The 13,248-nt window shown below is 69.0% G+C and carries 10 protein-coding genes; 6 read left to right on the top strand and 4 right to left on the bottom strand.

The features are described from left to right. Positions 1–93: 93 nt before the first annotated feature. The gene (locus tag AB0M45_RS12500) at positions 94–1,887 is read left to right on the top strand and encodes a MinD/ParA family protein (protein ID WP_364326626.1); all 1,794 of its coding nucleotides are present in this window, start codon (positions 94–96) and stop codon (positions 1,885–1,887) included. 88 nt (positions 1,888–1,975) lie between these two features. On the opposite strand, the gene AB0M45_RS12495 is transcribed toward AB0M45_RS12500, so the two are convergent. After that, positions 1,976–2,890, bottom strand: coding sequence for a LysR family transcriptional regulator (locus tag AB0M45_RS12495; protein WP_364326816.1), 915 nt, complete (start codon positions 2,888–2,890; stop codon positions 1,976–1,978). 111 nt (positions 2,891–3,001) lie between these two features. On the opposite strand from AB0M45_RS12495, the gene AB0M45_RS12490 reads away from it, so the two are divergent. The 5 genes from AB0M45_RS12490 (at position 3,002) to AB0M45_RS12470 (ending at position 8,722) form a co-directional block, all read left to right on the top strand. Continuing rightward, entirely contained in the window at positions 3,002–3,946 is a 945-nt protein-coding gene (locus AB0M45_RS12490; protein ID WP_364326623.1) for an EamA family transporter, read from the top strand. Between the two features lie 191 nt (positions 3,947–4,137). After that, on the top strand, positions 4,138–5,913 hold the full coding sequence (locus AB0M45_RS12485) for an FAD-dependent oxidoreductase (RefSeq protein ID WP_364326620.1): 1,776 nt from the start codon (positions 4,138–4,140) through the stop codon (positions 5,911–5,913). An 80-nt stretch (positions 5,914–5,993) separates the two neighbouring features. Further along, positions 5,994–6,635 (top strand): pyridoxamine 5'-phosphate oxidase family protein, encoded by a 642-nt coding sequence (locus AB0M45_RS12480; RefSeq protein WP_364326617.1) that lies wholly within the window; start codon positions 5,994–5,996, stop codon positions 6,633–6,635. A gap of 67 nt (positions 6,636–6,702) precedes the next feature. Next, on the top strand, positions 6,703–7,941 hold the full coding sequence (locus tag AB0M45_RS12475) for a MurT ligase domain-containing protein (protein WP_364326613.1): 1,239 nt from the start codon (positions 6,703–6,705) through the stop codon (positions 7,939–7,941). A 70-nt stretch (positions 7,942–8,011) separates the two neighbouring features. After that, complete coding sequence (locus AB0M45_RS12470) at positions 8,012–8,722, top strand: glutamine amidotransferase (protein ID WP_364326610.1); 711 nt, start codon at positions 8,012–8,014, stop codon at positions 8,720–8,722. Between the two features lie 33 nt (positions 8,723–8,755). On the opposite strand, the gene AB0M45_RS12465 is transcribed toward AB0M45_RS12470, so the two are convergent. From AB0M45_RS12465 to AB0M45_RS12455, 3 genes are all read right to left on the bottom strand, one after another. Beyond that, a complete protein-coding gene (locus AB0M45_RS12465) occupies positions 8,756–9,280 on the bottom strand; it encodes a hypothetical protein (protein WP_364326606.1) in 525 nt (174 codons plus the stop codon). Between the two features lie 180 nt (positions 9,281–9,460). Then, positions 9,461–10,369 carry a transglutaminase family protein gene (locus AB0M45_RS12460; RefSeq protein ID WP_364326603.1) on the bottom strand — a complete coding sequence of 303 codons (909 nt, stop codon included), beginning with the start codon at positions 10,367–10,369 and terminating at the stop codon, positions 9,461–9,463. After that, on the bottom strand, positions 10,366–13,140 hold the full coding sequence (locus AB0M45_RS12455; protein WP_364326600.1) for a circularly permuted type 2 ATP-grasp protein: 2,775 nt from the start codon (positions 13,138–13,140) through the stop codon (positions 10,366–10,368). The genes AB0M45_RS12460 and AB0M45_RS12455 overlap by 4 nt, the downstream gene beginning before the upstream one ends. Positions 13,141–13,248 lie beyond the last annotated feature (108 nt).

Genomic DNA, 13,248 nt, shown 5'->3' with positions numbered 1-13,248 from the left:
CCGCCTTACCTACCGCGACACGGCGCAGCGAACCCCGTGCTAGCGTGGATTCGCACTCCAAGCGCCGAGCTCTCTGCTCGAACTCCCGAGCAGATGGGGGAACCCGTGACAACAAACGACCACAATCCGACCTCTCCGCCCTGGCTGCAGAGTCATTCCGTGGACACGGCCGAAGTCACCGAGGCGGAGTCATCGTCCACCGACCCGTCGACCGAGCACACCGGCGGCGTGGAAGCGAAGGAAACCGACGTGGCGGATGGGCTGGATCAGCCGGACGCACAGCCCGAACAGCCGGAGCCGCAGAGCTCGACCGAGCAAACCACTGTCTACCCGCATGCTGCCGGGCCCGCGCAGTCCTACGGTCCGCCGCCGTCCGGTCCTCCCGAGTCGTCCGGTCCTCCCGAGTCGTCCGGTCCTCCCGAGTCGTCCGGTCCTCCCGAGTCGTATGGTCCCCCCGAGTCGTATGGTCCGCCGCCGTCCGGTCCTCCTGAGGCGTACGGTCCGTACTCCGCACCGGGCGCCGGTCCGTACGCGCCACCGGCTTTTCCCGGTGAGCCGTTCCCTACCGGCGCATTTCAACCGCCGCCGAGCCACAGCGTCAGTCACCCCGTCCCCCAGGGGCCCGAGCACAGCTACGACGAGTACCGCCAGGAGATCGGCCCCGACGGCTTGGTCCGGCGCGTACCCGTCGACTCCGCGCAGCCGGAATCCGCTGCGCCGCAGCCCGATCAGCCCGGCGGGCCGATCTACAGCTGGGCTCCGCCGCCTCCGCCGGTGACGCATCAGCCACCGCCGCCCGCCTACCAACCGCCGCCGCCCCCGCCACCGGTCGGGCAACCCCAGGGGCCGGGCTGGCTGGACGGGCCGAATCCGCACCAGACCGCACAGCCGTTCCAGCCGCAGCATGTGCCGCAACCCGGACAGCCGGGGCACTCGGTGAACGATCTGAATCTGCTCCGACGGGCCCGCAGGGCGCCGCGCAGCGGGTGGCGCCGTGCCGTGCACAAGGCCTCCGGCGGCATGATCAATCCGGGCGAGTCGGCCTCCGACATCGTCTATCAGGACTTGGTCGACCGGGTGAATCAGCCGGTGCGCGGCGACTATCGGATCGCGATCCTCTCGCTGAAGGGTGGTGTCGGCAAGACCACAACTACGGTCGGCCTCGGCTCCACCTTCGCATCGCAGCGCGGTGACCGGGTGATCGCGATCGATGCCAATCCCGACCTCGGCACGCTGGCGCACCGAGTGCCGCGCCAGACCAGGTCCACCGTACGCAACCTGCTCGAGGACCAGCACATCTCCAGGTACTCCGACGTGCGGGCGCATACCTCGCAGGCGCCGAGCCGCCTGGAAGTGCTTGCCAGTGAACAGGATCCGGCGGTGTCCGAGGCGTTCAGCGAGGCGGACTACCGCAAGGCGATCGGCATCCTGCAGTCGTTCTACAACATCATCCTGACCGACTGCGGCACCGGCTTGATGCACTCCGCAATGGCGGGCGTGCTCGACATGGCCAGTTCGCTGGTGCTGGTCACCTCCCCGGCCATCGACGGCGCGCGCAGCGCGTCGGCCACCTTGGATTGGCTCGATCACCACGGCTACGGCAAGCTGGTGGAGCGAACGGTCGTGGTGGTGAACGCTTCCCGGCGCGGCGCGTCGACCGTCGATCTCGATCAGCTGCGCAAGCTGTTCCTCGACCGCACCCGCGCGGTACAGGTCGTGCCGTTCGACGACCACCTCGCCGAGGGAGCCGAGATCGATCTGGAACTGGTGAGCAAGCCCACCCGGCGGGCGCTGCTCGAGCTGGCCGCGATGGTGGCGGACGACTTCAACTACGTCGGCGCGCAGTCTCAGCACCCTTACCGTTACCCCGGGCCGCCCGGAATGTGATCGACGCGCCGGGCAATTCTCGATATTGCCCGGCGTGCAAGCACATCCACCGCGGCGCGGCGAGGTCGTCACGGCTCGGGACGCCGTGCTATTCGCTGGTTCTCGCGGAGTCGGCGGTCGCCAGCGCGGCGGCCGACTCGAAGGCGGCGAGCACGGCGGCGATAGCCGGACGGGCGTCGGCGCGCGGGCGGGTGGCCAGTTCGTACATCCGGGCGGCGCGCACGCCGGACAGACGCAGCACCGCGAGCGTGGGATCGCTCACCGCGTAGCGCGGCATGAGCGCGACGCCGTAGCCGGTGGCGACCAGCGTCTCGATGACGCGGAAATCGTTGAGACGCTGCGCGATACGCGGTTGCACGCCGGTCACGGTGGCGATGGAGCGCAGCACGTCGTCGACCGGGAAGCCGCCGCGCACACTCAGCCAGGTCTCGTCGGCGAGTTCCTCCGGCGCGACGGCCGAGCGCCCGGCGAGCCGATGCGTCGGAGCCGCGACCACGTCGATCGGTTCGCGCATGAGCATCCGGATCGCGACGCGTGGATCGGCGATCGGCGCGGCGCGTTCGTCGCGATGGGTCAGCACCACGTCGTAGTCGGCGAGTAGTCGCGCCACCTCGGACGGGGGCACGTCTTCGTCTCGCGCGACCACGTCCACACCGCTGTCCGCCATGCCGCGCAGCACATGCGGCAGCAACAGCGCGCCACCCGAAGGGAACACCGCCACGCGGACCCGGCCGCGCGGCGAGCCGCGATAGTGGGCCATCTCGGCGACCGCGCGATCCATCGCCGCGAGCACCTCGTCGGCACGCACCACCAACGCCCGCCCGGCGTCGGTGAGCCGGACGCGGCGGCCGTCGGGTTCGAGCAGGGCCACGCCCGCTTCCTTGGCCAGCACCTTGAGCTGCTGTGAGACCGCGGAGGGCGTCATCGACAACGCGGCTGCGACGGCGGCGACGGTGCCGCGATCGGCGAGTTCACGCAGCACACGCAGCCGTTCCAAGGCCATGGGCGGGCCGGGCACGGCCTTCTCGAATCCGGAAACCATTAAGCGAAACTACATTATCGATCCATATTTATTCGATTGTTCTGATGGTTGGGCGGCCGCACGATGAAACGCGTGACCACTCGCGATCGCCTGCTCGGCTGCACCGTCGTCCTGCTCTGGGGACTGAACTTCCTCGCCATCCGGGTGGGGCTCGATCACTTCCCGCCGTTCTTCTTCGCGGCACTGCGTTTCGCGGTGCTGGCGATTCCCGCGCTGCTGTTCATTCCGCGCCCACCGGTGCGGACGCGCTGGATCCTGCTGTACGGCACCGGTTTCGGCATCTTGCAGTTCGCATTCCTGTTCACCGCCATGCGGGTGGGGATGCCGACCGGGCTCGCTTCGCTGGTGCTGCAATCCTCGGCGCCGTTCACCGTGGTGCTCGGTGCGCTGGTGCTGGGCGAGCGGATTCGGCCGGTGCAGGTCGCCGGCATCGCCGTCGCGGTCGCCGGAATGGCGGTGATCGGGTGGGACCGGCTGGAACACGCCACTCTGCTTCCGGTGCTGCTGACGCTCGCGGGCGGACTGGGCTGGGCATTCGGCAACATCGGCGCACGTTCGGCCGGTACCGAGTCCCCCGGTGTCAATCCGCTGCACCTGATGCTGTGGACCACCGCCATTCCGCCATTGCCTCTGTTCGTGTTGTCCGTGTTCACGGAAGGGCCGACCACCGGTTTGCACGCTCTCACCGATTCGTTCTCGCTCGCCGGTTGGCCCGCCCTGGTGGCGCTGGCTTACATCGCCGTCCTGGCCACGGTCGTCGGCACTGGGCTGTGGACCTATTTGATGGGCCGCTATCCGGCGGGCACGGTCGCCCCGTTCTCGCTGCTGGTTCCGGTCGTCGGGATCGCTGCGGCCTGGGCATTCCTCGGCGAGGCCCCTACTCCGCTGTCGCTTCTCGGTGGTGTGGTGGTGATCACAGGCGCCTTTGCCGCGACCTCGAGCAAGCCGCGACCGGTGGACGCCGCCGCCCCGCCGACGGAGGCCCTGATAGGTACGGGACGGCCTGCCGGGGCCTGAAGCAAAACGGGATGATCAGCTCCCCGAGGCGCCGCTCGCCCTCCACGGGTGGGCGGCACGCTCGGTAGCACTCGACCGCACCGACAGGACGATAATCGGTTTGCGGGGTCGATGCGACCGGGAAGACCTACCGCTTTACAGTAGTGCCCGAGCGTGGAAGTTGGTCCCGAGGCTAGACAGCAGATCGGCGCATGGCAGAACATCAGTGGACCGTCTCGCGAAGAGCACTGCTTCGTGGCACGGTTGCGGCGGGGGTGGCAACGGCGGGGGGACTGACGGCGGGTGCGCTGAGACCGGCGGCGGTCGCGGCGAGTCCGGGCGGGCCGCGGGTCGCGGTTCTCGGTGGCGGTGTCGCCGGTCTGACCGCGGCGCATGAGCTGGCCGAACGTGGATTCCGGGTCACCATCTACGAAAGACGCGCGTGGGGCGGCAAAGCCCGCAGCGTCGGGGTGCCAGGAACCGGAGCTGGGGGACGGGCGGACCTCCCCGGGGAACACGGGTTTCGCTTCTTCCCCGGCTTCTATCAACACGTGCCGGACACCATGCGGCGAATCCCGTTCCCGGGTAACCCGAATGGCGTCTGGGACAACCTGGTCGCGGTGCCCGAGGCGCGCTTCGCCCGGCACGGTGGCGACGACTTCCGCGTGCCGCTCGGTCCGCGCGCCCGCTCCGGATTCACCCCGGACGGCTTCCGGGAGACGCTCGGCGCCACGCTGGCGACCACGCTGAAAATGCCTCCCCGAGAGGGGATCTACTTCGCCGAACGCCTGCTGGTCTTCAATTCCAGCTGCGATGCCCGCCGCCTCGGGCAGTGGGAGCACACCTCCTGGCACGACTTCGTCGGTGGGCACGCGCGCTCGCACGAGTTCCGTGCGCTGCTGTCCCGCACACTGACCAGCATCATGGTCGCCGCGAAGGAAAACGCGGCGAGCGTGCGCACCATCGGCACCATGGGCGAGCAGTTCCTCGGCAATCCCTTCGAGATCGGCAACGACGGCGGGCTGGACCGCGTGCTGAACGGCCCGACCAACGCGGTCTGGATCGACCCGTGGATGCGGCGGATCCGCGAGCTGGGCGCGGAATTCGTGCTCGGCACCGAAGTGCGCGGGCTCCAGGTGCGCGACCACAGGATCACCGCCGCCAGCGCGGTGGACGAAACCGGCACCGAGCGCACCATCGAGGCCGATTACTTCGTCGTCGCGCTGCCCGCCGAGCAGGCCCGCACGCTGTGGTCACCGCAGGTGCTGGCGGTGCGGCCCGAATTGGCCGGGATGGACCGGCTGGTCACCGACTGGATGAACGGCATCCAGTTCTACCTGCGCCGACCGGCCGACATCTCGCGCGGCCATACCGCCTACGTCGACGCGCCGTGGTCGCTCACCTCGATCAGCCAGAATCAGCTGTGGCGCCACAAGCTCACCGAATTCGGCGACGGCAGCGTGCAGGACTGCCTGTCGGTGGACATCTCCGACTGGAACACTCCCGGCATGGTGTTCGGCAAACCGGCCAAGGAGTGCACACACGAGGAGATCGCTCGCGAGGCATGGGCACAGATCAAGGCCCACCTCGACGATCGCGGTGAGGTGCTGCGCGACGCCGATCTGCACTCCTGGTTCCTCGACCCGGGGATCAGTTGGGAGGAGGGACAGCGGCGCAACGCCAACGCCGACCCACTGCTGATCAACACGGCCGGTTCCTGGGAGTACCGCCCCGCCCCGCACGGCGCGCTGGAAAACCTGTTCCTGGCAGGCGATTACGTGCGCACGAACGTCGATTTGGCCACCATGGAGGGCGCCAACGAATCCGCGCGCGCCGCGGTGAACGCGCTACTGGACGTGGCCGGATCGAATGCGGAGCGCTGCCGGATGTTCACGCTGTACCGGGCGCCGGAACTGGAACCGTTGCGCAGCATCGACGCCGACCGCTACGCGGCCGGGCAGCGGAACATGTTCGACGTGCCGGTCTGATCCCGGCCGGGCGATCGATCTCCACACACCCGAAGGGAATTCGATCGCCACACCGTCCGGGCCGATGTTTGAATCGAAGTATGCGCGAAAGCACCGTCCCGAACGAGATCACCGACCCGGCGGACCTGCGGCAATTGCTCGGCGAAGTGATGCCACGTGCCGCCACCAAGGAGCGGGTCGCCCTGCACGCACGGGACCGGGAGTGGATCGCGAACTCCCCGTTTCTGGTGATGAGCACCAGCGACGCGGACGGCAACTGCGACGCCTCGCCGAAGGGCGATCCGGCTGGGTTCGTGCGCGTGCTCGATGACACGACGCTCGCCATCCCGGAGCGTCCCGGCAACCGGCGCGCCGACGGCTACCTCAATATCCTGGCCAACCCGCACGTCGGCCTGCTGTTCCTGATTCCGGGCCGCCGCGAGACGTTGCGGATCAACGGACGCGCCCGGCTGGTGCGTGACGCGCCCTACTTCGACGACATGGTGGTGCGCGGCCATCGCCCGATCCTCGCCGTCGAGGTGGACGTCGAGCAGATCTTCTTCCACTGTGCCAAGGCGTTCATGCGCAGCCATCTGTGGGAGCCGCGGCAATGGCCGCAGGACACCCTGCCGAGCGCTGCCTGCCTGGTCAAAGAGGTGCAGAAGGACGTCACCGAGACGGTGGAGCAGCTGGAGCGCTACTACGCGCCGGAGAACTACGAGGCGAAGCTCTACCGCGACTGAGCCGGGTGGCCCACGCCCCTGGAGACCGCGCCGCGCCCGGATCGCGGGGCGAACATAGACTCGCGACGTGGCAGACATATCGGTGCGCGGACGGCTCGCGCTGGCGGCGGCGGCCGCGGCGTCCTGGGCCTCGCAGAAGGCGGGTCGCGGCAAGGGTTCGATGATCGGCGGCCTGATCGCGTTGAAGATCGATCCGACGGTCATGGACCAGCTCGGACGGCAGCGGCGCACCGTGCTGGTGACCGGCACGAACGGCAAGTCCACCACCACCAGGATGACCACCGCCGCACTCAGCACGCTCGGCCAGGTCGCGACCCAGGCCGACGGCGCCAACATGGACGCGGGCATCGTCGCCGCGCTCAACGCCCACCGGCGCGCTCCGCTGGCCGCGATCGAGGTGGACGAACTGCATCTGCCGCACGTCACCGACTCGCTCAACCCTTCGGCGGTGGTCCTGCTGAACCTCAGCCGCGACCAGCTCGACCGGGTCGGCGAGATCAACATGATCGAGCGCAAGCTGCGCGCGGGGCTGGCGAAGCACCCGGCCACCGTGGTGATCGCGAACTGCGACGACGTGCTAGTCACCTCGATCGCCTACGACCACCCCAATGTGGTGTGGGTGGCCGCGGGCAGCGGCTGGGCGATGGACGCGACCAGCTGCCCGCGCAGTGGTGAGCCGATCATCTGGGAGGGCGCGCACTGGCGCAGCACCGGTGCGGATTTCCAACGCCCCGAACCGGATTGGTGGCTGGACGGAGACGATCTGATCGGCCGCGACGGCGCGCGTTTCCCGTTGCGGCTCGCACTGCCGGGGCGGGCAAATCGCGGCAATGCCGCACAGGCGGTGGCCGCCGCCGTCGCGCTGGGCGCCGACGCCGCGCAGGCTGTCGCGGCCGCGGGCACAGTGCGTGAGATCGCGGGTCGCTACCGCACCGTGCAGGTCGGCGAGCACGACGCCCGTCTGCTGCTGGCGAAGAACCCGGCCGGGTGGCAGGAGGCGCTATCGATGATCGAACCGACCTCGGCGGGCCTGGTGATCGCGGTGAACGGCCAGGTGCCCGACGGCGAAGACCTCTCCTGGCTGTGGGACGTACGGTTCGAGCACTTCGAAGGCGTGCAGGTGGTCGCGGCGGGCGAACGCGCCGCCGACCTCGCGGTACGGCTGACCTACGCAGGCGTGGCGCACACCACGGTGCCGGACCCGGTGCGTGCCATCGCGTCCTGCCCTGCTGGCCACGTCGAGGTGCTGGCGAATTACACCGCGTTCCGTGATCTCAACCGCGACCTCGAGCAGCGGACGGCATGAGCGGTCGAGCCCGGAGGCGGCAGCGAAGCGTGACCATGGAGGGCTCCGCGCATGGCAGAGAGGACACAGTATGAGTGAATCGACCATCCGCATCGGCTTGGTTCTGCCGGACGTAATGGGTACCTACGGCGACGGCGGCAACGCGCTCGTGCTGCGTCAGCGGCTGCGTATGCGCGGCTACGACGCCGAGATCGTCGATATCACGCTGCCCGACCCGGTGCCCGATTCGCTGGACATCTATACCCTCGGCGGCGCGGAGGACTCCGCGCAGCGGCTGGCCACCCGGCACCTGCAGCGCTACCCCGGCTTGCAGCGGGCGTCCGCGAAAGGCGCTCCGGTCCTGGCGATCTGCGCGGCCATCCAGGTGCTCGGCCAGTGGTACGAGACCTCGGCGGGCGAGCGGGTCGACGGCGTCGGCCTGATCGACGTCACCACATCGCCGCAGCACAAGCGTGCCATCGGCGAGGTGACGACCACACCGCTGCTCGACGGGCTCACCGCGGCGCTCACCGGCTTCGAAAACCACCGCGGTGGCACCAAACTCGGCGGCGATGCGACCGGCCTGGCCCGGGTCTCCCGCGGGGTCGGCAACGGTGTCGGCGACGGGCTGGAGGGCGTCGTCCAGAGTTCGGTGATCGGCACCTACATGCACGGCCCAGTGCTGGCGCGCAACCCTGAACTCGCCGACCTGCTGCTGACGCGCGCCCTCGGCGTCACCGAACTGGCCCCACTCGATCTCCCCGAGGTCGACCAGCTCCGCCGCGAACGCCTGCGCGCCTGAACCACGGCTCGGCCGGATCGGGTACGGCGAGTCTCAGTTGTCGGTTCGCCACAAGATCCACTCGGGGTTCATCGACCAATACCCCAGTCGTCCACCGAGGGTCTCGCCGACATCGCTCATGGTGTCGTCGTCGATCTTGCCGAGCGCGGATACCGACACGACTTGCACCTGCCAGCGGCCCTCGTGCCCGGCCGGGCCGAGGTTGACGCAGACCGAAGGACGCATGCCTGCCGCCTCGAGCTTGTCCCAGGCCCGGCCCAGTTCGTCGATGGTCGGACGGTTGTTCACCCACTCGACCGATTCCAGGCCACCGATCAGCGAGTGCCATCTGACCGGTGCGTTGAGCTCGCAGACCCACGGGCCGCCCTCGACCTCGGGCACATCGATGCCGTACACCTCCGGGTGCCACCATCGTGGTTCGGCGGTCCACGGCCGCAGGATCAGCCACAGCGCATCCGGAGGATCTTCCGCCCGGATCCGCCCCACCAGCTTGCGCAGGTCCTCGTGTGATACGTCCGGCCGGAATCCGAGCTCGTCTGCCGCCCACGTGTCGGTCATGTGCTTGCTCATTTCGTCCCCATTCCGGCGTCAGTTCCCCGAAACTCCGGCTGGTACCGCGGCGCCGCCGGACGGTCGGCTACGGGCTACCTATGATGTTTCCACAGTTCGCGCCCCGCGCACGCCGAGTGCAAAGCGTGTGACCGGCCAGACAGCGGGCCGAGGCCGTGCGCACGGTGATCACCCGTCGACCTCGGAAACGTCGACGGAGACGGTGATGACGCTGTCTTTCGCGTCGGTGTAGATGATGCCGCGCAACGGAGGTACGTCGGCGTAGTCGCGGCCCCATGCCACGGTGACGTACCGCTCGTCGCCGAACTGGTCGTTGGTGGGATCGAAGTCGATCCAGTGGCCGGTACGGTCGTGTTCGCCGGCGCCGGGCAGCCACACGGCCGCCCAGGCGTGGGTGGCGTCGGCGCCGACCATCCGCTCCCTGCCCGGCGGCGGATCAGTGGCCAGATAGCCGGACACGTACCTGGCGGCAAGACCGTGCGACCGCAGGCAGGCGCAGGCGAGCCGCGCGAAGTCCTGGCAGACGCCGGCGCGGGCGGCGAACACGTCGGCGACCTTGCTCGACACGGTCGTGGCGCCGGACATGTAGGTGAAATCGGTGAAGATGCGGGTGTTCAATTCGGCCACCGCGTCCAGCAGCGGCCTGCCCGGCCGGAGGGACTCGGCCGCGTACGCGACGATCTCCGGAGTGATCTCCCGCGGGTGCAGGTCGAGGGCGAACTCCGTCGCGAGCGGTCCATTCGCACTGGTCGGACGCGCTATCTCCCACAGCTGCGCGGTGTCGGCCGGATCGCGAACGGGCACGTCGACCTCGACCAGCGACGCGCCGGTGACGGCGAGGACGCGGTGCTGCGTGGTGACGTGGAAGAAGGAGGTGACGTTGCCGTACACGTCCCCGCCGACCGACCGGTCCGACGGCGTCGGGTCGATGTGGACGTCGTGTGTCAGTAGCCGTTGGCCAGGCAAATCGCGCGGCGTCAGAAACGCGCGTCCATAGGAGCTGATGACCTCCCCGGAATACGAATACGTAGTGCGGTGCTCCACCCGATAGCGCCGGGCCGCGCCGCCGGCGATCATCCGACAACCCGCGCGCTGCCCCATAGTGGCTGGATGCCGACCGGCAGCGACAGTGTGGTGGTCTCGAACGATTCGGACAGCTTGCGCAACCGCACGTGCACCCCATCCAGGAGTTCGGCCAATTCGGTCCGCCGATCGTCCGTGTCGGTGACTTCGAGGTCGTCGGGGTCCAAGCGCCGCAGCATGCGTTGCGCGTCCGCGAGGAGCCGCCGCGGGCGCGACGATCGCGCCGCACCGGGCAGCGCGCGGAAATCGGCATCGAGGCGGTCCAGTTGATACGCCAGCGACCGCGGGTTGCCGGTGTCGAACAGCAGCAGCGCGGCGACGGCGGCGATCCGCACCGAATCCCGGTGCCTGCGGCGGTAACTCACCGACGACTCCGTGACGCGCAGCACCCATTCGGTGACCTCGCGTTCGGTCTCCTCCGGATACTCCTGGATCAGCGCGGCCGAGAGCAGTGCGGTCAGCGTGAGTCCGCGCTCGATGCGCTTGCCGATGTCCATCACGTACCAGCCGGGTTCACGTACCAGCGACTCGGCGTCGATTCCGGACAGCGCGAGCAGGCCGGCCAGGGTCAGCGAATGCACCTGCGAGAGCTCCGCCTCCTCGTCACCCGCCGTTCCGCGATAGTCGGCCAGTGCTCGGTCGACCGCGCTGAGAATCATCCAGGTGTCCACCGATAGCTGGTCGCGCACGGCTCGCGCCGCGATGCCGTACCGGTCGATCGCGAAAGCCAGCGACCCGGGCTGCTCCCGGTCGATCGTCAGCGCGACGAGGTAGTCGTGTCCCGCGCGCGAGGCCGAATTCTGCTGCGCAGCAAGGTCTTGCCCCTGTCGACCGAACGGGCTGTCGGTCGGTGCGGCGGTGGTGGTGGTCCGGCCGACGGCGGCCAAGAGGACCGGCAGCGCGTCCGCGCCTTCCAGCCAGGGACGGTAGCGGAACTCCTGATAGCGATCGTGGGTGGCGATCAGCAGGCGCGCGGTGGTCTCGGCGCGCTCGCCGTAGCGGCCCATCCAGAACAGATCGTTGAGTACACGTGGGGAACTGATCGATTCCACGACCGGGACGGTGGGCCGTTCGCGTTCCTCACGCGGCGGCTCGGCGCCGACCGCGGCGGCGGTCGTCGGCGCGGCACGCACCCAGATGTCTTTGGCGGCCACCTTGGTCACGACGCCGTCGGGCACCACGCGCTCACGCACTTGGCCGAGACCACCGGACATCACGGTGTAGCCGCCGCGCCGGGCCAGCGAGAACAGCCGCATACCGACCGGAGCCGCGGCGAGCCCACCGTGCTCCCGCACGGCCGGCGCGACGGAGAACTGCGCCGGTTCCTGACCGACCCACTGCCATCCGCACGCGTCGATCCCGGCGATCAAGTCGTCCCGCTGATCCCGGCTCAGTTCGGGTCCGAACAGCGTGGCGCCGTCGACCGCCGAGCGGATGATCAGTGTGTCCAGATTCGCGAGCAGGTGCGCGCGCTCCCGGTCGTCACCACCCCAATACGACGGCGCGCTCTCCAGCAGCAAGTCCTCCCCCAGCAGCGAGCGCGAGAGCCGAGGCAGGAACCCGGCCAGCGCCGGATTCTCCAGCAGCCCGCTGCCCAGCGTGTTCACCACGGTCACCGCTCCGCGCCGCAGCACTTCGACCAGTCCCACCACACCGAGCCGGGAATCCGGGCGCAGGTCGAGCGGATCGGAGTACTCGGCGTCCACCCGCCGCAGCACCACGTCCACCCGCTTCAGCGTGCCCAGCGACCGCATCCACAGCGCCCCGTCGCGCACTACCAGATCCGCGCTCTCCACCAGGGGAAAGCCCAGCGTCGAGGCGAGATACGCCTGATCGAACGCGGTCTCGGAGTGCACGCCGGGGCTGAGCACCACGATCACCGGCTCGTCGTCGTCGGCCTGCGCCGACTCGATCAGCATCGCCCGCATCGCCCTGGCGAAGGGCGTCAGCGGCCGGGGATTGGCGTGCTCGAACGACTCCGGGATCGCCGTCGCCACTACCCTGCGATCGGCCAGCGCGTATCCGGCACCCGACGGCACCTGCGCCCGGTCGGCGATCACCCGGAATCGGCCGTCGCTCCAGCGGCTGAGGTCGCAGGCATGCAGGAACAGCTGATGCCGCCCCGGCACGGTGATGCCGTGCGCGGCTCGCACGTAACCGCGGTTGCCGAACACGACTTCCGGCGCGAGCAGTCCCGAGCTGAGCGTCCTTCGCGGGCCGTAGATGTCGGTGAGTACCTCATCGAGTACTCGGGAACGCTGTTCCAGGCCCGCCTCCAGCCGGGTCCAGTCGTCCGCGGAGACCAGCAGGGGGATCGGGTCGAGGCGCCACGGGCTCGGTGCCGCGCTTTCGGCCGACGCACCGGCCTCGAAATAGGTGATGCCGTCGTCATCGACCAGCCTGCGCACCCGGCTGTCCAGCCGGTCGAGTCCGTCGCTGCCGAGGTCGACGAAATCGGCCGACAGTTCCCGCCACATCGGCCGCACCTTGCCCTCGGCATCGACCAATTCGTCGTGATAGCCGGCGGTGGGCCTGCCGCATTCGTCGTACGCGGCGGTGCCGGCACCCTCGGCGCGGTAGCGCGCGAACTGCTCGCGCGCATTCGCACCGGTCGCCGTGTCTCGCGGCTCATCACGCACCGCCACCGCGCCGACCTCACTTCCGCCATCAAGGATGCTAAGCAGTCGCCGGAAACTCTCGAGCATTCCGTCCAGACATGCGGTGAGCGGGTTCGACGAACTGCAATCGGTGGACTTTGCTGTCATTTTCGCACGTAACAGCTCTAGAGACATGGAGAGTTGGGAACGAGATCCGTCACAAAGAAAAAGTTGCGACATGATTGCTGAATGATCGAGAAAGCGCGGCAACACACG

The sequence above is a fragment of the Nocardia sp. NPDC051787 genome (assembly GCF_040681325.1).
GTDB lineage: Bacteria > Actinomycetota > Actinomycetes > Mycobacteriales > Mycobacteriaceae > Nocardia.
This window is presented reverse-complemented; position numbering and strand designations above follow the sequence as displayed.